This window comes from Pseudomonas sp. GL-R-26 (genome assembly GCF_019947365.1).
Lineage (GTDB): Bacteria > Pseudomonadota > Gammaproteobacteria > Pseudomonadales > Pseudomonadaceae > Aquipseudomonas.
This window is the reverse complement of sequence record NZ_JAGYGI010000015.1, coordinates 88,527-111,983: the sequence shown is the minus strand read 5'-3', so window position 1 is coordinate 111,983 and position 23,457 is coordinate 88,527. Positions and strand designations below refer to the sequence as shown.

The 23,457-nt window shown below is 58.3% G+C and carries 25 protein-coding genes and 3 tRNA genes; 9 read left to right on the top strand and 19 right to left on the bottom strand.

All coding sequences use genetic code 11. The features are described from left to right. The first annotated feature begins 6 nt into the window (after window positions 1-6). From KGA96_RS17325 to KGA96_RS17290, 8 genes are all read left to right on the top strand, one after another. Complete coding sequence (locus KGA96_RS17325; RefSeq protein WP_223513889.1) at window positions 7-618, top strand: 3'-5' exonuclease; 612 nt, start codon at window positions 7-9, stop codon at window positions 616-618. Window positions 619-1,010: 392 nt separating this feature from the next. Next, window positions 1,011-2,924: a DNA cytosine methyltransferase gene (locus KGA96_RS17320; protein ID WP_223513886.1), complete on the top strand. Its 1,914-nt coding sequence runs from the start codon at window positions 1,011-1,013 to the stop codon at window positions 2,922-2,924. Window positions 2,925-2,982: 58 nt separating this feature from the next. Next, a complete protein-coding gene (locus tag KGA96_RS17315) occupies window positions 2,983-3,321 on the top strand; it encodes a hypothetical protein (protein WP_223513884.1) in 339 nt (112 codons plus the stop codon). Beyond that, entirely contained in the window at window positions 3,321-3,923 is a 603-nt protein-coding gene (locus KGA96_RS17310; protein ID WP_223513866.1) for a hypothetical protein, read from the top strand. The genes KGA96_RS17315 and KGA96_RS17310 overlap by 1 nt, the downstream gene beginning before the upstream one ends. Then, window positions 3,920-4,114: a hypothetical protein gene (locus tag KGA96_RS17305; RefSeq protein WP_223513863.1), complete on the top strand. Its 195-nt coding sequence runs from the start codon at window positions 3,920-3,922 to the stop codon at window positions 4,112-4,114. Before KGA96_RS17310 ends, KGA96_RS17305 begins: the two co-directional genes overlap by 4 nt. After that, window positions 4,111-4,287 (top strand): hypothetical protein, encoded by a 177-nt coding sequence (locus KGA96_RS17300; protein WP_223513847.1) that lies wholly within the window; start codon window positions 4,111-4,113, stop codon window positions 4,285-4,287. The genes KGA96_RS17305 and KGA96_RS17300 overlap by 4 nt, the downstream gene beginning before the upstream one ends. After that, window positions 4,280-4,870: a hypothetical protein gene (locus KGA96_RS17295; protein WP_223513844.1), complete on the top strand. Its 591-nt coding sequence runs from the start codon at window positions 4,280-4,282 to the stop codon at window positions 4,868-4,870. The genes KGA96_RS17300 and KGA96_RS17295 overlap by 8 nt, the downstream gene beginning before the upstream one ends. Then, on the top strand, window positions 4,867-5,112 hold the full coding sequence (locus KGA96_RS17290; RefSeq protein ID WP_223513842.1) for a helix-turn-helix transcriptional regulator: 246 nt from the start codon (window positions 4,867-4,869) through the stop codon (window positions 5,110-5,112). The genes KGA96_RS17295 and KGA96_RS17290 overlap by 4 nt, the downstream gene beginning before the upstream one ends. Here KGA96_RS17290 and KGA96_RS17285 read toward each other — a convergent pair. The 17 genes from KGA96_RS17285 to rlmE form a co-directional block, all read right to left on the bottom strand. Continuing rightward, entirely contained in the window at window positions 5,082-6,311 is a 1,230-nt protein-coding gene (locus KGA96_RS17285) for a tyrosine-type recombinase/integrase (protein ID WP_223513839.1), read from the bottom strand. The two genes, KGA96_RS17290 and KGA96_RS17285, sit on opposite strands and share 31 nt — an antisense overlap. A gap of 162 nt (window positions 6,312-6,473) precedes the next feature. Further along, a tRNA-Thr gene (locus KGA96_RS17280) sits at window positions 6,474-6,549 on the bottom strand. Between the two features lie 253 nt (window positions 6,550-6,802). Continuing rightward, on the bottom strand, window positions 6,803-8,908 hold the full coding sequence (gene pnp, locus KGA96_RS17275; RefSeq protein WP_007915263.1) for a polyribonucleotide nucleotidyltransferase: 2,106 nt from the start codon (window positions 8,906-8,908) through the stop codon (window positions 6,803-6,805). Between the two features lie 206 nt (window positions 8,909-9,114). Continuing rightward, window positions 9,115-9,384, bottom strand: a complete 270-nt coding sequence (gene rpsO, locus KGA96_RS17270; protein WP_003177875.1) for a 30S ribosomal protein S15 — start codon at window positions 9,382-9,384, stop codon at window positions 9,115-9,117. A gap of 117 nt (window positions 9,385-9,501) precedes the next feature. Next, complete coding sequence (gene truB / locus KGA96_RS17265; protein ID WP_046038714.1) at window positions 9,502-10,419, bottom strand: tRNA pseudouridine(55) synthase TruB; 918 nt, start codon at window positions 10,417-10,419, stop codon at window positions 9,502-9,504. A 3-nt stretch (window positions 10,420-10,422) separates the two neighbouring features. Continuing rightward, entirely contained in the window at window positions 10,423-10,824 is a 402-nt protein-coding gene (rbfA, locus tag KGA96_RS17260) for a 30S ribosome-binding factor RbfA (RefSeq protein ID WP_007973108.1), read from the bottom strand. A 159-nt stretch (window positions 10,825-10,983) separates the two neighbouring features. Next, complete coding sequence (infB, locus tag KGA96_RS17255; RefSeq protein ID WP_046038713.1) at window positions 10,984-13,509, bottom strand: translation initiation factor IF-2; 2,526 nt, start codon at window positions 13,507-13,509, stop codon at window positions 10,984-10,986. Between the two features lie 27 nt (window positions 13,510-13,536). After that, on the bottom strand, window positions 13,537-15,018 hold the full coding sequence (nusA, locus tag KGA96_RS17250) for a transcription termination factor NusA (RefSeq protein WP_007900474.1): 1,482 nt from the start codon (window positions 15,016-15,018) through the stop codon (window positions 13,537-13,539). A gap of 59 nt (window positions 15,019-15,077) precedes the next feature. Further along, window positions 15,078-15,536 (bottom strand): ribosome maturation factor RimP, encoded by a 459-nt coding sequence (rimP, locus tag KGA96_RS17245; RefSeq protein ID WP_007915250.1) that lies wholly within the window; start codon window positions 15,534-15,536, stop codon window positions 15,078-15,080. A gap of 138 nt (window positions 15,537-15,674) precedes the next feature. Beyond that, window positions 15,675-15,751 (bottom strand) — tRNA-Met (locus KGA96_RS17240). A gap of 97 nt (window positions 15,752-15,848) precedes the next feature. Next, window positions 15,849-15,934, bottom strand: a tRNA-Leu gene (locus tag KGA96_RS17235). 22 nt (window positions 15,935-15,956) lie between these two features. Then, window positions 15,957-16,340 carry a preprotein translocase subunit SecG gene (gene secG, locus KGA96_RS17230; RefSeq protein WP_017336473.1) on the bottom strand — a complete coding sequence of 128 codons (384 nt, stop codon included), beginning with the start codon at window positions 16,338-16,340 and terminating at the stop codon, window positions 15,957-15,959. A 4-nt stretch (window positions 16,341-16,344) separates the two neighbouring features. Beyond that, complete coding sequence (gene tpiA, locus KGA96_RS17225) at window positions 16,345-17,100, bottom strand: triose-phosphate isomerase (protein WP_046038710.1); 756 nt, start codon at window positions 17,098-17,100, stop codon at window positions 16,345-16,347. 66 nt (window positions 17,101-17,166) lie between these two features. Then, window positions 17,167-18,504, bottom strand: a complete 1,338-nt coding sequence (gene glmM / locus KGA96_RS17220; protein WP_046038709.1) for a phosphoglucosamine mutase — start codon at window positions 18,502-18,504, stop codon at window positions 17,167-17,169. A 16-nt stretch (window positions 18,505-18,520) separates the two neighbouring features. Then, window positions 18,521-19,372 (bottom strand): dihydropteroate synthase, encoded by an 852-nt coding sequence (gene folP / locus KGA96_RS17215; protein WP_046038707.1) that lies wholly within the window; start codon window positions 19,370-19,372, stop codon window positions 18,521-18,523. Between the two features lie 8 nt (window positions 19,373-19,380). Further along, the gene (gene ftsH / locus KGA96_RS17210; RefSeq protein WP_015093436.1) at window positions 19,381-21,291 is read right to left on the bottom strand and encodes an ATP-dependent zinc metalloprotease FtsH; all 1,911 of its coding nucleotides are present in this window, start codon (window positions 21,289-21,291) and stop codon (window positions 19,381-19,383) included. A gap of 199 nt (window positions 21,292-21,490) precedes the next feature. Next, window positions 21,491-22,123, bottom strand: coding sequence for a 23S rRNA (uridine(2552)-2'-O)-methyltransferase RlmE (gene rlmE / locus KGA96_RS17205; protein ID WP_046038702.1), 633 nt, complete (start codon window positions 22,121-22,123; stop codon window positions 21,491-21,493). A gap of 105 nt (window positions 22,124-22,228) precedes the next feature. On the opposite strand from rlmE, the gene KGA96_RS17200 reads away from it, so the two are divergent. Continuing rightward, complete coding sequence (locus KGA96_RS17200) at window positions 22,229-22,537, top strand: YhbY family RNA-binding protein (RefSeq protein WP_007942889.1); 309 nt, start codon at window positions 22,229-22,231, stop codon at window positions 22,535-22,537. A 9-nt stretch (window positions 22,538-22,546) separates the two neighbouring features. On the opposite strand, the gene KGA96_RS17195 is transcribed toward KGA96_RS17200, so the two are convergent. After that, complete coding sequence (locus KGA96_RS17195) at window positions 22,547-22,951, bottom strand: hypothetical protein (RefSeq protein WP_046038759.1); 405 nt, start codon at window positions 22,949-22,951, stop codon at window positions 22,547-22,549. 28 nt (window positions 22,952-22,979) lie between these two features. Further along, window positions 22,980-23,456, bottom strand: a complete 477-nt coding sequence (gene greA / locus KGA96_RS17190; protein WP_046038757.1) for a transcription elongation factor GreA — start codon at window positions 23,454-23,456, stop codon at window positions 22,980-22,982. Window position 23,457 lies beyond the last annotated feature (1 nt).

Here is a 23,457-nt window from a genome sequence, read left to right as displayed (position 1 = left end):
AAACCAATGTCCGATTTGATCTGCGTGTTCGACACCGAAACAACCGGCTTTCCAAACTGGAAGATCCCCAGCGACGACCCGTCGCAACCTCACCTGGTAGACATTTGCGCGCTGCTCTACACGCCACAGGGTGAGCTCGTCGATTCGTTCGAAGCGATGATCCGTCCCGATGGCTGGGTAATCCCAAACGATGTTGCCGTGATCCACGGCATCACCACAGAAATGGCGCTTGAACAGGGCATTCCTGAGGTTGAAGCGATTGGCGGGTTCCTGCGGATCTACATGCGAGCCGGGCTCCGGGTTGCGCACAACTGCTCGTTCGACGACAGAATCATGCGCATCGCCTTCAAGAGGTTCATCGGTGAGAAAGCCGCTGACGCCTTCAAGGCCGAGCCCAGCTACTGCACAGCGATGAAGTCGAAGCCCATCTGCCAGTTGCCGCCCACCGAGAAGATGAAGGCGACCAACTTCAAAAACTCGTTCAAGACTCCCACCGTTGCCGAGGCCCTGCTGCACTTCACCGGCGAAGAGCTGGTCGGTGGCCACCGCGCCCGGCCCGACACCGAGGCCTGCGCCCGCATCTACTTCGCCATGAACCCACCTGCTCAGGTGGCTTAAACAAAAACGCCCCGTGAGGGGCGTTGATTCATTCAGATTTCTGTCCGTTTCCGACACTTCTACCGCGATCAAGCCCCCAATCAAGAGCTTGCTCGACCGTCATGTCTTGAACGTCGTCCGTGTAGTCCTCAACGATTGGTTTTCCCTCAGCGCTGTAAACCCCAACGAATAGCTGAATGGTTCCATCGCTTAGCTGCCTGCAACACGATTCGACAAATGCTCCGTTTGTCAGTGTGTCCTCTTTACTCGCATACGACTGCCGAATAGCAGCCCACTCGAAGTACGTTTTTGTTCTTTGACGACTCGCCAATCCCATTGCCCTACCCCTTTCTGTAGTGAAGCAACGAGTAAGGCACACCCTTTCAATACACGCCAGCCGGCGAGGATCCGCTATGTCCGCACAACAGAAGAAACCCCAGTTCATCCATGGCCAGCCAAGCATGGGCCTGCCCTTTCAGAAAGAGCTGGTGGTGGACCTGTTCGCCGGCGGCGGCGGCGCAAGCACCGGGATTGCCCGGGCCTACCGGGAGCCGGATGTCGCGGTAAACCACAACCCGATCGCCCTGGCCGTGCATCGCGCCAACCACCCACAGACCGCTCACTATGTCGCGGACGTGTTCGAGGTGGACCCTACCCATGCCACCGGCGGCCAACCGGTCGGTATCCTTTGGGCCTCGCCGGACTGCCGCCACCACAGCAAGGCCAAAGGCGGCGCACCGCGCGATCGCGGTGTTCGCGGGCTGGCTTGGGTGGTCGTTCGCTGGGCACACACAACCCGGCCGCGCCTGATGTTCCTGGAGAACGTCGAAGAGTTCTGCGACTGGGGGCCGATCGACGAGGAAGGCCAGCCAATCAAGGCCCAGCGTGGGCGCACCTTCAAATCCTTCATTGCCGCGCTTAGCACCGGCCTGCCGGCCGATCACCCTGACATGCCGGAGATTCTGCAGGCGATCGGCGAGTTCGTGCCAGTGGAGAGCTTGGTACGCGGACTCGGTTACAACGTCGAGTGGCGCGAGCGCATCGCGGCAAACGCCAGCGCTCCGACCATCCGCAAGCGCCTTTACCTGATAGCACGCAGCGACGGAAAGCCAATCGTCTGGCCGGCACCAACGCGTCACAAGGTGCCGACGGCAAAGCAGCAGCCTTGGCGCACCGCTGCCGAGTGCATCGACTGGAGCAATCTCGGTCGCACGATCTTCCGTGACAAGCCGATGGCGGTGAACACCATGCGCCGCGTGGCCAAGGGTTGCTGGCGGCACGTGCTGACCAGCGCGAAGCCATTCATCGTGCCGATGCGCGGAACATCGGAAGCGCACACCAGCACCCACGGCGTCGACGAGGCGTTATCGACCATCAGCGCCGGCGGCACGCATCACGCATTGGTGCAGCCGGTGGCAGCGCCACTCCTAACCGAATGCGCCAACGGATCGGCTCAGCGTAATTTCAGTGCGGTTGAGCCGCTGCGCACTCAAGTTGCTCAGGTCAAGGGTGGCCACTTCGCATTAGCGGCCTGCCATCTGACTCACCTAACCCACCACGGAGAACGCAGCGGATATTCTCCGGATGATGCGTTCCGAACAGTCACTGGCGCTAACCGTGGCGAACAAGCCCTAGTCGCAGCGAATATGGTCACTCTACGGAAAGGATCGGTTGGGGCCAACGTAGCCAGTCCTCTTGGCGTTGTTGCCACAAGCACCGGGCACCATGCCATATCCACGGCTTTCTTCGAACAGGCAAACGGCGGCTTCTACGATGGAGACGGCCGCGCCGCCGACTCGCCGCTCTCGACCATCTGCCAATCAGGCGCCAACCAGCGATTGGTGAACGCCTACCTGGTGAAGTACTACGGAAACGAGAAGGACGGCATATCGCTCGCCGAACCAATGCACACGCTGCCGACGAAGGATCGCGTCGCGCTGGTCGAGGTCGTGCAGGTGCCGGACACCCTGACACCTGAGCAGTTGGAAGGCGCCCGCCGCTGCGCCGCGTTCATGCATGAGCATCTGCCCGAGCACTTCAAAGACCCGGCGGACCTGGTCATGGTCGGCGGCTATGTGCTGGTGGATATCACGCTGCGCATGCTTCAGCCGCCAGAGTTGAAGGCCGCGCAAGGCTTCGACAAGGCCTACATCATCGACCGCGGCCTGTTTGTCGACCCGGTAACCGGTGCCGAAGAATGGCGCGACATCAACAAGACGGACCAGGTCCGGCTCATCGGCAACAGCGTCTGTCCTGATGAAGCCGAAGCACTGGTGAAGGCCAACGCCGCCGACATCATCGAGCTTTACCGTCGTCTCGCCGCTTAATCAGAAACAAATTGCCCCTTTCCGGAATAACTTTTCCCGACTTACGTTGAGGCACCCCATGAACTCAATCGCACAACAGGCGCTCGCCAGCGCCCTGGGCAAAGCCTTGCCCGCTCCCACAGGTAAACCCCAGCAAACACGGGCCGCGACTGAGGTTCCGTCCGCATATGGGCCAGTCCCGCTCCCACAGATCGTGATCACTGGCCCTATCAACCGGGTCATGGAACTGGAGGGTAAGCGGTTCGCCCTTGAGTTCGTCAGGGGGCTCGGAGCTTCCATCCGCCGCGAACCAATCAGGGCCAAGGCCATTGCCGACCTGACCCGGTACGCAGCCGTGCAGCCATCCAGCGTGGCCAGCGGCGTGAAGATCGTCATTGATTTGTTGAAGGGGGCGTAATGAGCAAGCCTGCATACGGAACACCGGAATACGACGAGCAGATGCGCATCAACAGCAACTGCTACAAGGTCACCAATTGGGGCAAGGAGCAGATGGCCAAAGTTGTCTGTATGGATGACCGCAATGAACGCCTGAAAGCCTTCCAGGACATGACCAACTACCTTTCTAACCTGCACCTGATGGTTCGAAATGTCGGTGCTGGCGGCTACGTTCACTTCTGCAAACACTGCGGAAAACCTGAGCAGGCCAACTACCAAGAACCCACGGCGTCCAGACTCAAGGCCAACGGCCTGTGCTTCCACTGCGATTTCTGGCACGAGAAACGGACCGCTTACAACGCTCAGAGCCGAGCCGGCCGCATGCTGGTGATGAAAGGCTGGGTCTACGGAGACAGCGGAGACCAGCCAAACGGCAACAAGAGCTGGCTTGGGTTCGGCGGATCTCGCTGGTACCTGTACCAGATCACCACCGGCAAGCTGTGGAGCACCAATAACCTGATGTGCGCCGGCGATGTTCCCGCCGATTACCTGCCGGGCATGCCTGACAACGCAGTCGCGCTGACTCTGGAGCAGTTCGAACTGGCACAGGCGGGCAGGTCATGAGCCAGCACTCCGACCGCTACAACAACCTGCCCTTCGAAGATCGGCAGACGCTCAACGCCCTGATGATCGAGGCTGAAATCCGATTCATCGAACTGGAGAAGAAACGGATGCTGGCCGACTTTCGGAACGGCGTCCGAGCCATCAACGCCAGGCTGAAGAACATGCGCCGTCATCTGGACACGCTTCCGTGACCGCCCTACGCCGCAAGACAACCATTCGCGGGCGGCCGATGAAGCCGCTCGACCTCAACGTCATGTGCGATCAGTGCGGTTCATCCCGCGCCCATGGCAACCACGACAAATGCAGCAAGAAGCGCCAGGCCGAAGCGGCAGAGCGGCGCGCACGGGAGAGCAACAATGGATAACGTGAAGCGATTCAACTGCACGAATGGCGGCGTGAGCTTTTGCCAGGGCTGCTATCAAATGGACGAGGACGAGGACGGCACCTATGTCTATGCCTCGGATTACGACGTGGCGGTGTCCGTCGGCACTGCATTCGGGAATTCACTTGAGCGTGTTGTCGCCGAGCGTGACGCCCTGCAACTGCTGCTGAACGAACGCGACGAGCAGTTGCATACCCTTGAGCAGTCCCGCCGAGCTGAGTTCGACAATGGGCAGGCGGCAGAACGGCGGATCGCCGAGCTGTGCGGTCAGCACTACTCTCGCCTTCTAGAAGCGGTCGCATTGATTTGCTGGGCTCGCGGTGAGATTTCAGAAAGGCCGCAATCGTACTGGAAGGTGCTTAACGATGTAGCGGAAAAAGTGCATCCGACTATCGAGGAGGCCAGACAGTTAAACACCTACGCCAAACCCGAGGCAGCAAGCCATGACGAACCGTTCAGCATCTGCCTGGGTTGCTTCGGCGCTGGCACCATCTGTACCGGCATCGCTGAAGCATCATCGACAATCTGCAATGGGTGCAACGGCACCGGGAGAGAGAACCCATGAATACCGCACGCAATGACCTGCACGAAGAGCCGGTCGAATTCATCCGCCTACCAGAGGTCAAGAAGCTGGTAGGCCTGGGCACCACCAAGATTTACACCATGGCGAGCGAAGGCCTGTTCCCGAAACAAGTGCCGCTAGGTGGCCGGGCCGTGGCCTGGGTCAAGGCCGAGGTTCTGCAATGGAACAACGACCAGCTCGCCGCCGCCCGTGGTCAGGCTTCCGACTCGAGCTTGTCCAAGTAATCCGCCCATTCCTGCACCATCACCCGCCTCTGTTCCACGTACTCCGCGTGGTTGTAGGTCTTCCTGACCTTGCTTGAGCTCGCATGCGAAAGCTGCGCCTCGATCCAGTCCTCGTTGTAACCCATCTCGTTCAAGGCCGTTGAAATCGTGGCGCGGATCCCGTGCCCGGTCAGTCTGCCTTCATACCCCATGCGCTTTAATGCAGCGTTGACCGTGCCGTCACTGATTGGCTTGCTCGGGTCGTTGCGGCCCGCGATCAGCAATTTGTAACCGCCGGTCAACTGATGCACCTTGCGCACCTCTTCGACCGCCTGCCGCGACAGCGGCACCAGATACGGCGGCACCTCTCCCCCGTCCTTCGTTCGAATCTTCTTCCTCAACTGCTTCACGCCTTCAGGCGGAATCGACCACAGCGCGGCGTCCAGGTCAAACTGGACTGCCGTTGCGTTGCGAAGCTCCCCAGTGCGCACGCCCGTCAGCAGCAAGATTCGAATGGCGCTTTTCGTGTACCCGGCACAGTCGAATGCCTTCAGGGTGTGCAGGAATGCTTTGATGTCGCGTTGCCTGAGCATCGGGTTGTGTTTCACCGGCGGCTCTTTGGCCGCGACGATGTCCAGGTCAGCAGCTGGGTTCATGTCCAGGTAACCGGAGGCGATGCCGAAGCGGAATATCTCGTTGAGCCAGGCCCGGCACTTGCGGGCTGAATTCAGCGCCGCGCGCTTTTCCACCCGGCGCACAGCTTCCAGTACATCGGACCGCTTCACCTCGGCCACCGGGATCTTGCCCAGCACCGGGATCAGATCCTTGTCCAGGTAGAACCTCGACTGATACGCGGCGCCTTTTTTGGCCACCACCAGCCGCGGCGTTTTGAAGGCGTGCCACTCGTTGGCCACAACTTCGAAGGTCTTGACGGCTTCCGACGCGGCGGTGCGCTTCTCTTCGCGACGCTGCAACCGTGGGTCGATGCCCTTGGCTACGAGCGTGCGCACCTGGTCCCGCATTTCGCGGGCGTCTTTGAGGGTGATTTCGGGATAGGTGCCCAGCGACATGCGCGGCTGCTTGCCGTGCCAGGAGAACCTGAAGTGCCAGGACTTGGTGCCGTTGGGGGCGACGAACAGGGAAAGGCCGCTGGCATCCGTGAGGGTGAAGCTTTTTTCGGCCGGCTTGGCCTGTCGCACAGCGGTATCAGTGAGGGGCATTAGTACATCACCAAGTCACTCGAATTAAGAAGTGCTGAATGATGTACTAAAAATGCGTGGCACGCAGCGAAAGACTGCGAAAGATGGCGAAAAGAAAAACCGCCAAGGCTTGGGGCTCTTGGCGGTCTTGGGAAACGCTACGAAACAGAGTGAAAATGAATGTGGTGCCCGAGACAGGAATCGAACCTGCGACCTTCGCGTTACGAGTGCGCTGCTCTACCGGCTGAGCTACACGGGCGGTGGGCTAAACCTAGCATCGCTTATGAGTTGCGGCAACCTGTGGCGAGGGAGCTTGTCGGAACGCCGCACCGTCCCGCTCGGCTGCGCAGCAGTCGTAAAACCATCGGCCCACAGCAAAACATTGGGTCGCTGCGCAACCCGACGGGAGCAAGCTCCCTCGCCACAGTTAATTGCGGCACATAAAAATGCCCCACCGTTTTCACGGCGGGGCATTTTTTTACAACGTTGAAGCGGTCAGGCGTGAGGCGTAATTAAACGCCCGAAGCCTTGGCTGCAGCCACGTCTTTGATGGACAGCTTGATACGGCCGCGGTTGTCCACGTCCAGTACCAGTACTTCCACTTCCTGGCCTTCTTTCAGGATGTCGGTCACTTTCTCAACGCGAGCGTCGCTCAGCATGGAGATGTGAACCAGACCGTCCTTGCCCGGCAGGATGTTGACGAATGCGCCGAAGTCGACGATGCGCTCAACCTTACCGACGTAGATCTTGCCGATCTCGGCTTCAGCGGTGATACCCAGAACGCGCTGACGTGCTGCTTCAGCCGCTTCCTTGGTCTCGCCGAAGATCTTGATCGAACCGTCGTCTTCGATGTCGATCGAAGCCTTGGTTTCTTCACAGATCGCACGAATGGTCGCGCCACCTTTACCGATGACATCACGGATTTTGTCGGTGTCGATTTTCATCGCGATCATGGTCGGAGCGTTGGCCGACAGTTCGGTACGCGACTGGCCAATGATCTGGTTCATCTGGCCGAGGATGTTCAGGCGCGCTTCCAGGGCTTGGCCCAGAGCGATCTCCATGATTTCTTCGGTGATGCCCTTGATCTTGATGTCCATCTGCAGCGCAGTGACGCCTTTGGCGGTACCGGCTACTTTGAAGTCCATGTCGCCCAGGTGGTCTTCGTCACCCAGGATGTCGGTCAGGACGGCGAATTTCTCGCCTTCTTTAACCAGACCCATGGCGATACCGGCAACCGGCGCCTTCATCGGCACACCAGCGTCCATCAGGGCCAGGGAAGCGCCGCAAACGGAAGCCATCGAGCTCGAACCGTTGGATTCGGTGATTTCCGACACAACACGGATGGTGTACGGGAACACGTCAGCGGCAGGCAGCATGGCCGAAACCGAACGACGGGCCAGACGGCCGTGACCGATTTCGCGGCGACCAGCGCCACCCATGCGACCACACTCGCCTACCGAGAACGGAGGGAAGTTGTAGTGCAGCATGAACGGGTCTTTTTTCTCGCCTTCCAGGGTGTCCAGCAGCTGTGCATCACGGGCAGTACCCAGAGTTGCAACGACCAGAGCCTGGGTTTCGCCACGGGTGAACAGAGCCGAACCGTGGGTTTTTGGCAGAACACCGACTTCGATGTTCAACGGACGGACAGTCTTGGTGTCGCGACCGTCGATACGTGGCTTGCCGTTAACGATGTTTTCGCGAACGGTGCGGTATTCGATTTCGCCGAAAGCCGCTTTGACTTCGCTGGAAGAAGGCTGGCCTTCTTCACCGGACAGCTTGGCAACGACCTGGTCCTTCAACTCGCCCAGGCGAGCGTAACGGTCGGCCTTGACGGTGATGGTGTAGGCCTGGGAGATCGCTTCGCCGAACTCGGCACGGATAGCGCCCAGCAGTTCGGTGGCTTCTGGCGCAGGAGCCCAGGTCCAGGTTGGCTTGGCAGCTTCAGCGGCCAGTTCTTTAACGGCGTTGATCACAACCTGGAACTCGTCGTGAGCAAACAGTACCGCGCCCAGCATCTGGTCTTCGGTCAGCTCTTTGGCTTCCGATTCAACCATCAGTACGGCGTCCGAAGTACCGGCAACGACCATGTCCAGGCTCGAAGCAGCCTGTTGCTCGTAAGTCGGGTTCAGCAGGTAGCCGGTGCTTTCGTGGAACGCAACGCGGGCAGCGCCGATCGGGCCATCAAAAGGAATGCCGGAGATCGCCAGCGCAGCCGAGGTACCGATCATCGCAGCGATGTCCGGATCGGTCTTCTTGCTGGTGGAAACGACGGTGCAGACAACCTGCACTTCGTTCATGAAGCCTTCCGGGAACAGCGGACGGATCGGGCGGTCGATCAGTCGGGAAGTCAGGGTTTCTTTCTCGGAAGGACGGCCTTCGCGCTTGAAGAAACCGCCTGGGATCTTACCGGCAGCGTAAGTCTTTTCCTGGTAGTGAACAGACAGAGGGAAGAAGCCCTTGCCTGGATCGGCTTGTTTTGCACCGACTACAGTCACCAATACGCTGACGTCGTCGTCAACGGTGACCAATACTGCGCCGGAGGCCTGACGGGCGATACGGCCAGTCTCGAGGGTAACGGTCGACTGACCGAACTGGAATTTTTTGATTACCGGGTTCACGGTGTCCTACCTTCTTTGTGGCTCTTGGGGGAACTGGTTTCTTGCGAAATTCTTGGGCAATGTCGGGAATCGGCCCGACTGGCTTGTCCAGGTGTTACTCAGGCAAAGCAGGTATCCAGATAAAACTTGAGGCTGGGAGCCTGCCATGCGCCGGCGGGAAACCCGCTGGTGCACGACAGACAACCAACCTCTAGCGCAATCGCTTATTAGCGACGCAGACCCAGGCGACCGATCAAAGTCTGATAGCGACCCAGATCCTTGCCTTTCAGGTAGTCCAGCAGCTTACGACGCTGGTTTACCATGCGGATCAGACCACGACGGGAGTGGTGATCTTTACCGTTGGCCTTGAAGTGACCTTGCAGCTTGTTGATGTTGTGGGTCAGCAGTGCAACTTGCACTTCTGGCGAACCAGTGTCACCAACAGCTTGCTGGTAGTCAGCTACGATTTGAGCTTTTTCTTGAACGTCGAGAGCCATGAGGCAATCCTTTTATCAGGAAACTGTTTCAGAAAAACAGTTTCAACAGGCCAGGGACAAATCCCTGTATCTAAAAATGAGTAGTGACCGTGCCTGTTGACAGCCACCCTCGTTCGGTCATTCTGACCGAATCAGTCGACGTGGCGCGATGCGCCCGTCTTCGCTCACTTCACCGATACCGATGAAGCGACCATTGTGATCCTGTACCCGCACCATGCCGAACTTCGGAGCATCCGGGGCACGTACCGGCTGGCCGTTGAGCCAGTAGAACGCACTCGCTTCCGAGAACTGCAACAGTGGCCAATCCAGCAGGCCGCTGTCCGATGGCATCAGGAAGCGATCGACCGCTTCGTTGCCGCCTTCGGCATGTACCGCTTCCAGCTCTTCGAGGGTAACCGTCTGCGCCAGGGTGAATGGCCCGGCCTGGGTACGTCGCAGTTCTGCAACGTAAGCGCCACAACCGAGTTGCTCACCGATATCCTCCACCAGGGTGCGGATATAGGTGCCTTTAGTGCAATCCACCGCCAGCCGCGCAGTATCACCTTCGAAGGCCAGCAATTCCAAGCGCGTAATAGTAACAGAACGCGGTTCGCGCTCCACTACTTCGCCTGCACGAGCCAGCTTGTACAGCGGCTGGCCATCACGCTTGAGTGCCGAGTACATCGGCGGTATCTGACTGATTTGCCCACGAAATTTCGGCAGTACAGCCTCGACATCGGGGCGACCAACGGTCACCGGGCGCTCCTGCAAAACTTCACCTTCGGCATCCGCCGTGGTGGTGGTCTTGCCCAGTTGCGCCAGGGTTTCATAACCCTTGTCGGAATCGAGCAGGTATTGCGAGAACTTGGTGGCCTCGCCGAAGCACAGCGGCAACACGCCGGTGGCCAAGGGATCGAGACTGCCGGTATGACCTGCCTTTTCGGCGTTCAGCAACCAGCGAACCTTCTGCAAGGCCGCGTTGGAGGTGAACCCCAGCGGCTTGTCGAGAAGGATAATGCCGCTGACGTTACGACGGATACGTTTGACCTGAGCCACCGATTACTCCTTGGTGTCTTCGGCTTCTGCCGCAACCGGATGCTGATTGTCTTCAGCCACTGCGCGCTCGATCAATGCCGACAGATGCGCACCACGCACGACGCTTTCGTCGTAGTGGAAGTGCAGCTGTGGAACGCTGCGCAGCTTCATCTCGCGAGCCAGCTGCATGCGCAGGAAACCGGCGGCGGAGTTGAGCACCTTGATGCTTTGTGCGATTTCTTCGGCGCTGTCCTGCCCCATCACGGTGATGAAGATCTTGGCGTGACCGACGTCACGGCTGACTTCAACAGCGGTAATGGTGACCAGGCCGACGCGCGGGTCTTTGACTTCACGACGGATCAGCTGTGCCAGCTCACGCTGCATCTGATCGCCGATACGTTGGGTACGGCTATATTCTTTTGCCATGTCTTGTTACCTGTTACTGCCCCAAGGTGAAACCCGTGAGGTCTGAAAGCGGCAAACGCCCGGCCTGACAAAAGCCAGACCGGGCGTTGCGTTTAGAGTCCTGACGCCGTGCCGCGCACTTGCATGCGGCGGCTCGCCGTGGCCCTTGAAGTGCGCGAGTTAGAGGCTGCGAGCAACCTGGACCTTCTCGTAGACTTCGATCTTGTCGCCAGCTTTGACGTCGTTGTAGCTCTTGACGCCGATACCGCATTCCATGCCGGCACGTACTTCGGAAGCGTCATCCTTGAAGCGGCGCAGGGATTCCAGCTCGCCTTCGAAGATAACGATGTCTTCACGCAGTACACGGATTGGACGGTTACGGTGAACAACACCTTCGATAACCATGCAACCGGCGATCGCGCCAAACTTCGGCGAACGGAACACGTCACGCACTTCAGCGGTACCCAGGATGTTCTCGCGAACATCGCTGCCCAGCATACCGGTGAGGGCTTTCTTGACGTCTTCGATGATGTCGTAGATCACGTTGTAGTAACGCATATCCAGACCTTCCTGCTCGACGATCTTGCGAGCGCCAGCATCGGCACGCACGTTGAAGCCGAACAGTACAGCATTGGAGGCCAGCGCCAGGTTAGCGTCGGACTCGGTGATACCACCGACGCCGCCACCAACAACACGCACTTGCACTTCGTCGTTACCCAGGCCGTTCAAGGCACCGTTCAACGCTTCCAGCGAACCACGGACGTCGGATTTGAGGACGATGTTGAGCGTCTTCTTCTCTTCCTGACCCATGTTCTCGAAGATGTTTTCAAGCTTGCCAGCGTGAGCACGGGCCAGTTTGACTTCGCGGAACTTGCCTTGACGGAACAGAGCCACTTCACGGGCTTTCTTCTCGTCAGCAACTACGCTCATCTCGTCGCCAGCGTCCGGGGTACCGTCCAGGCCGAGAATCTCGACAGGGATGGAAGGACCAGCTTCTTTGATTGGCTTGCCGTTCTCGTCGAGCATGGCGCGAACGCGGCCATAGTTCGAACCGACCAGCACCATGTCGCCTTGGCGCAGGGTACCGTCTTGAACCAGAACGGTAGCAACCGGGCCACGACCTTTGTCGAGACGCGATTCAACCACGACGCCACGGCCAGGAGCCGAAGGAGTCGCTTTCAGTTCCAGAACTTCAGCTTGCAGCAGAACAGCTTCGAGCAACTCGTCCACGCCAGTACCGACTTTCGCCGAAACCGATACGAACGGGGTGTCGCCGCCCCACTCTTCCGAAGTCACGCCGTGAACCGACAGTTCGCTACGGATGCGATCGAGATCAGCGCCCGGCTTGTCGATTTTGTTCACTGCAACAACCAACGGAACACCGGCAGCCTTTGCGTGCTGGACAGCTTCAATGGTCTGCGGCATCACGCCGTCGTCCGCTGCAACGACCAGGATCACGATGTCAGTCGCCTTGGCACCACGAGCACGCATTGCGGTAAACGCAGCGTGACCCGGGGTATCGAGGAAAGTGACCATGCCGCGATCAGTTTCAACGTGGTACGCACCGATGTGCTGGGTGATACCGCCGGCTTCGCCTGCAGCTACCTTGGCACGACGGATATAGTCGAGCAGCGAGGTCTTACCGTGGTCAACGTGGCCCATTACGGTCACGACTGGTGCACGGGAGAACGCTTCACCTTCAAACTTCAGGGACTCGGCCAGGGAATCTTCCAGGGCAGTGTCGCTGACCAGGGTCACTTTGTGGCCCAGCTCTTCGGCAACCAGTTGGGCAGTTTCCTGATCCAGTACCTGGTTGATGGTCGCTGGAGTACCCAGTTTGAACATGAACTTGATGATTTCAGCAGCCTTGACCGACATCTGCTGGGCGAGATCGCCAACAGTGATGGTCTCGCCGATCTTCACTTCGCGCACGACAGGGCCGGTAGGGCTCTGGAAACCGTGGGCGTTGCGTTTCTTCAGCTTGGCCTTGCCGCGACCACCACGACGGAAGCCATCGCTTTCTTCGTCGGTAGTACGTGGGGCAACACGTGGAGCAGGCGCTTTCTCTTTGACCGAAGCACGATGCGGAGCGTTTTTGCGCTCGCCATCGCTGCTACCGCGACGACTATTATCGTCGGCACGTGGCTTGTCCGGACGGCGCTGTTCGTCACGCTTGCGGGTATCGGCCGCAGGAGCCGGAGCGGCTGCCACAACCGGTGCGCTTTCGCGAACTGGCTCGGCCACCGCAGCAGGCGCTGCAACAGGTTCGGCTTGAGCGTTCGGCGCAGCAGCAGGCTGGCGACGCGCTTCTTCTTCGGCGCGACGCTTGGCTTCTTCTTCAGCCTTCTGACGGGCAGCATTTTCTACTGCGCGACGTTCATCCAGTTCACGCTTGCGCTCGGCTTCGATTTCTTCCGGGCTGCGTTGTACGAAGACTTTCTTCTTGCGTACTTCAACGCTGATGCTCTTGCTGCCAGCAACACGCAGGGTGCTGGTGGTTTTACGCTGCAGCGTAATCTTGCGTGGTTCTTCCACTTTCGCCTTGTGGCTGCTTTTCAAGTGAGTCAGCAACGATTGCTTCTCACTGTCAGTCACATGTTCTTCGGCGGCGGTGTGCGGCAGACCTGCCTCACGCATCTGCTGCAACAGGCGCTCTACCGGTGTTTTGACCTCATCGGCCAGTTGTTTCACCGTGACTTGCGTCATGCACTTCTCTCCTCAGGCCGCGCCTAATTACTCGAACCAGTGGGCTCGGGCGGCCATGATCAACTTGCCGGCACGATCATCGTCAATGCCGTCGATGTCGAGCAGGTCGTCAATAGACTGCTCGGCCAGGTCTTCGCGGGTAATTACGCCGCGCACCGCCAGTTCCATCGCCAAATCCTTGTCCATACCCTCAAGCGAGAGCAGGTCTTCGGCCGGATGGGCGTCTGCCAGCTTTTCCTCAGTAGCGATGGCTTTGGTCAACAAACGATCCTTGGCGCGAGCGCGAAGCTCGTTGACGGTTTCTTCGTCAAAGCCGTCGATGTTGAGCATTTCTTCCAACGGTACGTAGGCAATCTCTTCCAGGCTGGTAAAGCCTTCATCTACCAGCACCTGCGCCAGGTCTTCGTCGACTTCCAGCTCGTCGATGAAGTTGCGCAGGATGTCGCCGGTTTCTGCTTGCTGCTTAGCCTGGATGTCCGATTCGGTCATCACGTTCAGGGTCCAGCCAGTCAACTGGCTAGCCAGACGCACGTTCTGACCACCCCGACCAATGGCCTGAGCCAGATTGTCTGCGCCAACGGCGATGTCCATTGCATGGGCATCTTCGTCAACGATAATTGCCGCCACTTCAGCCGGCGACATTGCATTGATCACGAACTGAGCCGGGTTGTCGTCCCACAGGACGATGTCCACACGCTCACCGCCCAACTCACCCGACACTGCCTGGACGCGCGAACCGCGCATACCGATGCAAGCGCCTTGCGGGTCGATGCGTTTGTCCTTGGAGCGGACCGCGATCTTGGCGCGCGAACCCGGGTCACGGGATGCTGCCATTACTTCGATCAGGCCTTCAGCGATTTCCGGCACTTCGATGCGGAACAACTCGATCAGCATTTCCGGCGCGGTACGCGACAGGATCAACTGCGGGCCGCGGTTCTCGGTGCGGATTTCCTTGAGCAGCGCACGCAGACGCACGCCAACCCGGAAAGTTTCGCGAGAAATGATGTCTTCACGGGCCAGCAACGCTTCAGCGTTGTTGCCCAGATCAACGATCACGTTGTCGCGGGTGACTTTTTTCACGGTGCCGGAGATGATTTCACCCAGGCGCTCGCGATAAGCGTCAACAACCTGAGCGCGCTCGGCTTCGCGAACTTTCTGCACAATGACTTGCTTGGCAGTCTGTGCAGCGATGCGGCCGAACTCGATGGACTCGATCTTCTCTTCTACGACGTCACCGACCTTGGCGCCAGGATGCGTTTCGGCAACCTTGCTCGGCCAGGTTTCGATGGCCGGATCGTCCAGGTCTGCTTCTTCGACGACCGTCCAGCGACGGAATGTCTCGTATGCACCCGTGTGGCGGTTGATTTCCACACGCAGATCAACTTCGTCTTCGAAACGCTTTTTGGTAGCAGTGGCCAGGGCCAGCTCCAGCGCTTCAAAAATCACGTTTGCCGGTACGCCCTTTTCATTGGATACCGACTCAACAACCAGCAGTACTTCTTTGCTCATCGTACGCCTCGCCTTTCGCAAGCCATTGGATCCGCGGGATCCGCAGTATCTGGCACGCCTCAGTCAAAACTGGGAATAATGTTGGCCTTGTCGATCATATCGATCGGCAACAGGAACTCATGGTCATCTACCTGCACCACGACATCCTGCTCTTCTACGCCGCGCAGAAGGCCCTGAAAGTTGCGTCGTCCTTCAAAAGGCGAGCGCAGCTTGATCTTCACTTGTTCACCGGCAAATTTTGCAAACTGCTCAAGAGTGAACAGAGGGCGTTCCATGCCAGGCGAGGAAACTTCAAGGGTGTACTCAACGGAGATTGGATCTTCAACATCCAGCACACCGCTGATCTGACGGCTGACGATGGCGCAATCGTCCACCAGCACGCCGCCTTCTTTATCGATATAAACGCGCAACATCGAGTGACGACCCTGAGCCGAAAACTCGATACCCCAGCATTCATAGCCTAGGGCCACGACCACCGGGGCCAGCAAGGCCTGCAACTCTTCTAGCTTGCTCGACACCTGAACCCCCTAGTGCATGTATGTGCATGCTATGCAAAATAAAAAAATGGGCGAAACGCCCATCCTTGAAACGCCGTCGAACAGCGGCGTTGAAAGTGTCCAGCTAACAAAAAGCCCCTTAAAAGGGGCTCCTTAAACTGGTTGCGGGGGCCGGATTTGAACCGACGACCTTCGGGTTATGAGCCCGACGAGCTACCAGACTGCTCCACCCCGCGACAAAGCTGGGGCGGAAGTATACGACCGATCCCCTACAGGGTCAATGTAACCTTCCACCTGCAAGAAAGCCCGCAACAGCGGGCTCTCCTGACTAATTGGTACCGAGAAGGGGACTCGAACCCCTACACCCTATGGGCACAACCACCTCAAGGTTGCGTGTCTACCAATTCCACCACCTCGGCAATACTACGTTTGAAACCCTTCTTACTTCTGCTCTTGAGCTGGAGGCACGTCAGTCGCTGGAGTAGCCGACTTTTGCTCTTGAAGCACCGGGACATCATCAGAAGCCGGTTGTTGCTTTGGAACTTCCAGTACCGCTGGATTTGGGAGACCTACTTGAGTCAGCTGGTGAGCCTTCTCTTTAGCAAAGTAACCTAACCCCAAGCTGGTTATGAAAAAACCTGCGGCAAGTATAGCAGTAAACTTACTAAGAAAGGTAGAGGAACCTTGGCTTCCGAACACAGTATTTGAAGCACCTGCTCCGAAAGACGCGCCAGCATCCGCACCTTTACCCTGCTGCAGCAAAACCAGAGCTACTACGCCCAATGCACCCAGCAGATGAAAAACGACTACGACTGTTTCCAGCATTTTTTCAGTTTCCCGCGGCGCGACAGATCGCACCGAACTCATCTGCATTCAGGGAAGCCCCACCAATGAGGCCCCCATCGATATCCGGCATGCCGAACAGTTCGACCGCATTGGCCGCCTTCACGCTGCCGCCGTATAGAAGCCGCACACCTTGCGCGACTTCAGAATTCTCTGCCGCCAACTGGGCGCGAATGGCTGCATGCACATCCTGCGCCTGTTGTGGCGTTGCAGTCAGCCCGGTGCCAATGGCCCAGACCGGCTCGTAAGCGATCACTGCCTTGGCAAAGGCACCGACACCCAGCTCCTCAATGATACTGCCCAGCTGACGCGAGACAACCTCAAGAGTCTTTCCGGCTTCACGCTGCTCCAGGGTTTCCCCTATACACAACACCGGAATCAAGCCACATGCCTGTGCCGCTGCGAACTTGCGGATCAGCACTGCATCCTGCTCGCCCATGATCTGGCGGCGCTCGGAGTGCCCGACAAGCACCAGGGAACAACCCGCATCCACCAACTGACTCGGAGCAACTTCACCGGTCAACGCACCTTGCCCGGATTCCACCGCAGAATTCTGCGCGCCGACCGAAATCGACTTCCCTTCCAGGCCATCAATCACTTGATTGATATGCAGGAAAGGCGGGAATACCGCGACATCAACACTGCTCGGCAAGGCCAAGTCACGAAGGCCGTTGATCAGCTCAGCGACGCTGGCGCGGGTACCGTGCATCTTCCAGTTACCAGCTACCATAGGGCGACGCATGCTGTACCTCGTCGGTCAAAGTGGGCGCAGATGTTACCCAACACAATCATGGCTGGCAAGCCGAATTCAGGCAGAAACTTCAGTAACCAGTTTTGCCAGCTCTTCGGCATAGCCACGAACCTGCGTTTCGTCTTCGCCTTCGACCATCACACGCACCAGCGGTTCGGTTCCGGACTTGCGCAAAAGCACACGCCCCCGACCCGCCATGGCCTTGGTCACACGCTCGCTGGCTTCCTTGACCGACGGATGATCGAGTGGGCTTGCGCCGCCACCGAATCGCACATTGATCAGTACCTGAGGGCACTTGCGCAGCGCCTGTCGGGTTAGCGCCAGGCTTTCATCCCGGCGCTTCAGCGCGATCAGCACCTGCAGCGCGGCAATAATTGCGTCACCGGTGGTGGTGTGACTGAAGCACACCACGTGCCCCGAATTTTCCCCGCCCACAATCCAGTTGCGCTCAAGCAGTTCGGCGATCACATAGCGATCACCGACATTGGCGCGCACGAATGGAATGCCCAGGTCGGCCAGGGCCAGCTCCAGCCCCAGGTTACTCATCAGAGTGCCGACCACACCACCTTGCAACTTGTCACGCTCATGCAGGTCACGCGCAATGATGAACAGCAACTCATCACCATCAACTACCGCCCCCGTGTGATCGACCATCTGCACGCGATCGCCATCGCCATCGAAGGCAATGCCCAGGTCCGCCTTTTCAGCCAGGACGGCAGCCTGCAGTTGCCCCATATGGGTCGAACCGCAGTTTTCGTTGATGTTCAGACCATTGGGCTGCGCGGAGAGAACCACGACCTCGGCACCCAACTCGCGGAACACGCTCGGCGCCACTTTGTAGGTGGCCCCATGAGCACAGTCGACCACGATCTTCAGCCCCGTGAAACTGGTGCCGGTGCGTACGCTGCTCTTGCAGAATTCGATGTAACGGCCGGAGGCGTCGTTGATTCGCGACACCTTGCCGATCTTGCTCGACTCAACCACGGTCATTGGCGTATCGAGCAACTCTTCGATCATATGCTCGACTTCATCCGGCAGCTTGGTGCCATTGCCGGAGAAGAACTTGATGCCATTGTCATCATGCGGATTGTGCGACGCACTGATGACGATGCCAGCCTCGGCATGAAAAGTACGCGTCAAATAGGCGATAGCCGGAGTCGGCATCGGTCCCAGCAGCATTACATCGGCACCTGCCGACGTCAGCCCTGCTTCAAGCGCAGACTCGAACATGTAGCCGGAGATCCGGGTGTCCTTACCTACCAGTACCTTGCAGGCGCCCATCTTGCGGAATGCCATACCTGCAGCCCAGCCGAGCTTGAGCATGAAGTCAGGAGTAATCGGGTATTCACCGACACGCCCACGAATACCATCGGTGCCAAAATATTTTTTGCTCATAAGTGCTCCATCATTCTTATTCGGCTGATTCCACTGCGGCGATCATCCGCACCACATCCACTGTTTCGGCTACATCATGGACGCGCAATATACGCGCACCTTTCGCCGAAGCCAGCGCCGCGAGCGCCAAACCACCATACAGACGGTCTCCCACCGGACGATTCAACGCCTGACCAATCATGCTCTTTCGCGAAACCCCGACCAACAGGGGTCGCCCCAAGGCATGCAGGGCTTCCATATGTTTGAACAAACTCAGATTGTGCTGCAAGGTTTTGGCGAAGCCAAAGCCGGGGTCAAGAATGATCCGCTCAGCCGCAATTCCCGCCAATGAACACTGATGCATGCGCTCGGAGAGAAACTCACCGACCTCCCTGGTGACATCCTGATACTGCGGATTGTCCTGCATATCGCCCGGCTCGCCCAGCATATGCATCAGGCAGACCGGCAGCCCGGTGGCCGCTGCAGCATCCAGGGCTCCATCGCGACGCAACGAACGCACGTCATTGATCAGCCCGGCACCCAGGCGCGCAGTTTCACGCATGACGGATGGCGTTGAGGTGTCGACCGAGATGATGACGTCCAGTTCGCGACTGATGCGTTCGACAATGGGCGCTACGCGCTCCAGCTCTTCCAGTGGCGACACCGCCCTGGCACCAGGACGAGTGGATTCGCCACCGACATCGATCAGCGTAGCGCCGGCCGCCACCATAGCTTCGGCGTGGCGCATGGCCGCGTCGAGCTGGCTGTATTGGCCACCATCGGAGAAAGAATCAGGAGTGACATTGAGAATACCCATGACATGCGTCTGGGCCAAATCAAGAACCCGGTTGCCGCAAGGCAACCGGGTCGAGGACTGAACAGAAGTCATTTCAAACCTTATACGTCAGCAGCAGGACCACCGATCGGTGTTTCCGGACGCTCATCCTGCACCACCGGAGGGGTGCCGGAAGTACCCGTGCCACCCGACCAGTCGCGTGGCTCGCGAGGCGTACGACCCGCCATGATGTCGTCGATCTGCTCGGCATCGATCGTTTCGTACTTCATCAAGGCATCGGCCATCGCGTCAAGCTTGTCACGGTTATCCGTGAGAATCTGCTTCGCCGTGCCGTAGCACTGATCGATGATGCTGCGCACTTCGGAGTCGATCAACTTGGCTGTTTCGCCAGAGAAACTTGCACTCTGACCGCCACCGCCGCGACCAAGGAACACTTCGCCCTCTTCTTCGGCATACATCAACGGGCCGAGTTTCTCCGAGAGCCCCCACTTGGTCACCATGTTCCGCGCAATCTGGCTGGCGCGCATGATGTCGTTGGAAGCACCGGTGGTCACGCCATCGAAGCCCAAGGTCATTTCTTCAGCGATACGACCGCCGTACAGCGAACAGATCTGACTGATCAACGCACGCTTGGACAGGCTGTAACGATCTTCTTCCGGCAGGAACATGGTCACACCCAGCGCACGGCCGCGCGGGATGATCGACACTTTGTACACCGGATCATGCTCAGGCACGACACGCCCCACGATGGCGTGGCCTGCTTCGTGATAAGCCGTGTTCTGCTTTTCTTTCTCGGACATGACCATGGATTTGCGCTCGGCGCCCATCATGATCTTGTCTTTCGCCAGTTCGAACTCTTTCATCTCGACGATGCGCTTGCCGGCACGGGCGGCGAACAAGGACGCCTCGTTCACCAGGTTCGCCAGGTCAGCACCGGAGAAGCCTGGAGTACCACGGGCGATCACGGCCGGAGCAACGTCGTCGCCCATCGGCACTTTGCGCATGTGAACCTTGAGAATCTGTTCGCGACCACGGATGTCCGGCAGACCGACCACAACCTGGCGGTCGAAACGGCCCGGACGCAGCAACGCAGGGTCCAGTACGTCAGGACGGTTGGTCGCAGCAATCACGATGATGCCGTCATTCATTTCGAAGCCGTCCATCTCAACCAGCAACTGGTTGAGCGTCTGCTCGCGCTCGTCGTGACCACCACCCATGCCGGCGCCACGATGGCGACCGACCGCATCGATTTCGTCGATGAAGATGATGCATGGAGCGTGTTTTTTGGCCTGTTCGAACATATCGCGAACACGGCTGGCACCGACACCGACGAACATTTCGACGAAGTCGGAACCGGAAATGGTGAAAAACGGCACTTTGGCTTCGCCGGCGATGGCCTTGGCCAGCAAGGTCTTACCGGTACCCGGAGGACCGACCATCAGCACACCGCGAGGAATGCGGCCACCCAGGCGCTGGAACTTGCCTGGGTCGCGCAGGAACTCGACCAGCTCGCCGACTTCTTCCTTGGCTTCGTCGCAACCGGCAACGTCAGCCAGGGTCGTTTTCACCTGATCTTCCGAGAGCAGGCGCGCCTTGCTTTTACCGAAGCTCATCGGCCCGCCCTTGCCACCGGCACCGCCCTGCATCTGCCGCATGAAGAACATGAACACGGCGATGATCACGAGGATAGGGAAGCTGGCAACCAGAAGCTGAGTCCAGATGGATTGCTGTTCAGGCTGCTTGCCTTCGACCACGACGTGGTTATCCACCAGGTCGCCGATCAGGCCGTTGTCCTGGATCGCCGGGCGAATGGTCTTGAAGCTGTCGCCATCGTTGCGTTTGCCGGTAATCACGTAGCCATCAACCGCCACGCGCTCGACCTTGCCATCCTTGACCTGCTGGATGAAGTCGGAATAGTTGAGGGTCTGCGGCTCGTTAGGGCTGGAGAAGTTGTTCATCACCGTCACCAGGACAGCCGCGATGATCAACCACAGGATCAGATTCTTTGCCATATCGTTCAATTAACTACCCTCTGAAGCAAGCTCCGCTACTGACGCGCGCTTCGCATGATATTCACCGGCCTAACTTACTACATTACCTACAACTTGGCAGGCGCCGTCTGTAACCCTTTGTGAAACACTTCCTACACAATATTCGCTAATTCTGACAAGGCGTAATACAAAAAACCTATCACCCTGATCGAAAATTCACTCAACCTTCACTGCGTCCGCGGAAACCGCGACCCAGCAGGTACTGCTCGCGAGAACGGTCGCGCGACGAGGTCGGCTTGCGCATCTGCACCTTCTCGAACTGCTGGCGAACGCTCTTGTGGAACTCATCGAAGCCTTCGCCCTGGAAGATCTTGATCAAAAAATCACCACCGGGCTTGAGCACCCGGGTCGAAAGATCCAGTGCCAATTCGCACAGGAACATCGCTCGCGGCATGTCTACGGCCGGTAATCCACTCATATTGGGGGCCATATCGGAAATCACAAGGTCTACTTCCTTTTTTCCGACGGCCTCGAGGATCTGGGCCAGCACGGCATCCTCGGTAAAGTCCCCCTGAATGAAGGTCACGTCCGGAATGCTGTCCATTTCCAGAATGTCAGAAGCGATCAGTGTTCCCTGCCCGCCAATCAGACGACTGGTCACCTGGGACCACCCACCGGGGGCCGCACCAAGGTCGATTACGCTCATGCCCGGACGAATCAGACGATCCTTTTCCTGGATCTCCAGCAGCTTGTAGCTGGCGCGGGAACGGTACCCGTCTTTTTGTGCCATTTTGACGAATGGGTCGTTGAAATGTTCTTTCAGCCAGTTAAGGCTTGTCTTGGAACGGGCCACGGGCCACCTCGAAAATAAAACGGGTCGTGATTAACTGGGCGGTCCCGGACTCGCTCGGGTAAACTGGCCGCCGCTTTTTACAAGATCAGACGCAGGGGTCAGATTATGCCGCTCACTCAAGAGCAGAAGAAACAGTACAAATCCATTGGCCACCATCTGAAACCAGTTTTGATTGTGGCTGACAACGGTTTGACTGAAGGTGTGTTAGCCGAACTCGAACGCGCATTGGCGGATCACGAGCTGATTAAAATCAAGCTCAACATCCTCGATCGCGAATCGCGCCTGGCGTCCATTGCAGAGCTCTGCAAGGTCGGCAAAGCGGATCTGGTCCAGGTCATCGGCAAGATGGCACTGATCTACCGCAAGAACTTCAGCGTCAACAAGCAGCTGTCGAACGTCCATCGCTTCAAGTGATGGCAAGGGTCAAGGGTGTGCTTCGCGCACCCTGCCACTCCATCCCGGCACCGGCTGCAACACCAGCACCAGCCCGGAAAAGCCCAGAACAAGATAGCTGAACGCCTGCCAACGATCGGCATTCGGCCAGCCGAAACGCACCGCGAAGTACATCGCGCACGCACACAGCGCCATCAATAGCAGCTGCCCGCGAATATCTCGCCATAGACTGGCAAGGCCATCGGCCTTAACCAGCACCAAAGCCTGAAATATCACACACGCCGTAGCGAATCCCACTACCAGCGTATTGAGCATGCCTGCGATTTCATCGATCAGCAGCGGCGCCAGGCCAATTCGTCCCAGCACCGGCAACAGACCGATTTGCAACAGCCACAAGCCGCCGACCCATAACATCTGGGTCAGCTGCCAAAGCATGGCGCCCGCACGAAACGGGCGCCAGCCTTCAGACGTGGCGAACTTCGACAATCTCGTACTCGATAACGCCGCCAGGCGTTTTCACGGCGACCACATCACCCTCTTCCTTGGCAATCAAGGCGCGGGCCAGTGGCGAACCGACAGAGATTTTGCCCAGTTTGAAGTCAGCCTCATCCTCACCCACGATGTGATAGGTGACGCGCTCGTCAGTTTCGACGTTGGCGATTTCAACAGTGGTGCCGAAAATCACTTTGCCAGTATGAGGAATGGTCGTGACATCAATGATGACCTGATTCTGAATCCGGCCCTCGATGTCACGAATGCGCGCCTCGACCATACCCTGCTGCTCACGGGCAGCGTGGTATTCGGCGTTTTCCTTCAAGTCACCCAACTCGCGGGCCGTACCGATGTCCTGGCTGAGCTTCGGACGAACGACCTTGGTCAGGTGAGTGTGCTCTTCTTCCAGGGCGCGAGCGCCCTGAACGGTCATTGGGTACTTCGTTATG

Bases quoted from the DNA above. Each gene is read 5' to 3' on its own strand.
- KGA96_RS17325 (WP_223513889.1), top strand. From the start codon at position 7: ATGTCCGATTTGATCTGCGTGTTCGACACCGAAACAACCGGCTTTCCA.
- KGA96_RS17320 (WP_223513886.1), top strand. From the start codon at position 1,011: ATGTCCGCACAACAGAAGAAACCCCAGTTCATCCATGGCCAGCCAAGC.
- KGA96_RS17315 (WP_223513884.1), top strand. From the start codon at position 2,983: ATGAACTCAATCGCACAACAGGCGCTCGCCAGCGCCCTGGGCAAAGCC.
- KGA96_RS17310 (WP_223513866.1), top strand. From the start codon at position 3,321: ATGAGCAAGCCTGCATACGGAACACCGGAATACGACGAGCAGATGCGC.
- KGA96_RS17305 (WP_223513863.1), top strand. From the start codon at position 3,920: ATGAGCCAGCACTCCGACCGCTACAACAACCTGCCCTTCGAAGATCGG.
- KGA96_RS17295 (WP_223513844.1), top strand. From the start codon at position 4,280: ATGGATAACGTGAAGCGATTCAACTGCACGAATGGCGGCGTGAGCTTT.
- KGA96_RS17290 (WP_223513842.1), top strand. From the start codon at position 4,867: ATGAATACCGCACGCAATGACCTGCACGAAGAGCCGGTCGAATTCATC.
- KGA96_RS17285 (WP_223513839.1), bottom strand. From the start codon at position 6,311: ATGCCCCTCACTGATACCGCTGTGCGACAGGCCAAGCCGGCCGAAAAA.
- rpsO (WP_003177875.1), bottom strand. From the start codon at position 9,384: ATGGCTCTCGACGTTCAAGAAAAAGCTCAAATCGTAGCTGACTACCAG.
- rbfA (WP_007973108.1), bottom strand. From the start codon at position 10,824: ATGGCAAAAGAATATAGCCGTACCCAACGTATCGGCGATCAGATGCAG.
- infB (WP_046038713.1), bottom strand. From the start codon at position 13,509: ATGACGCAAGTCACGGTGAAACAACTGGCCGATGAGGTCAAAACACCG.
- nusA (WP_007900474.1), bottom strand. From the start codon at position 15,018: ATGAGCAAAGAAGTACTGCTGGTTGTTGAGTCGGTATCCAATGAAAAG.
- secG (WP_017336473.1), bottom strand. From the start codon at position 16,340: ATGCTGGAAACAGTCGTAGTCGTTTTTCATCTGCTGGGTGCATTGGGC.
- tpiA (WP_046038710.1), bottom strand. From the start codon at position 17,100: ATGCGTCGCCCTATGGTAGCTGGTAACTGGAAGATGCACGGTACCCGC.
- glmM (WP_046038709.1), bottom strand. From the start codon at position 18,504: ATGAGCAAAAAATATTTTGGCACCGATGGTATTCGTGGGCGTGTCGGT.
- folP (WP_046038707.1), bottom strand. From the start codon at position 19,372: ATGACTTCTGTTCAGTCCTCGACCCGGTTGCCTTGCGGCAACCGGGTT.
- ftsH (WP_015093436.1), bottom strand. From the start codon at position 21,291: ATGGCAAAGAATCTGATCCTGTGGTTGATCATCGCGGCTGTCCTGGTG.
- KGA96_RS17200 (WP_007942889.1), top strand. From the start codon at position 22,229: ATGCCGCTCACTCAAGAGCAGAAGAAACAGTACAAATCCATTGGCCAC.
- KGA96_RS17195 (WP_046038759.1), bottom strand. From the start codon at position 22,951: ATGCTTTGGCAGCTGACCCAGATGTTATGGGTCGGCGGCTTGTGGCTG.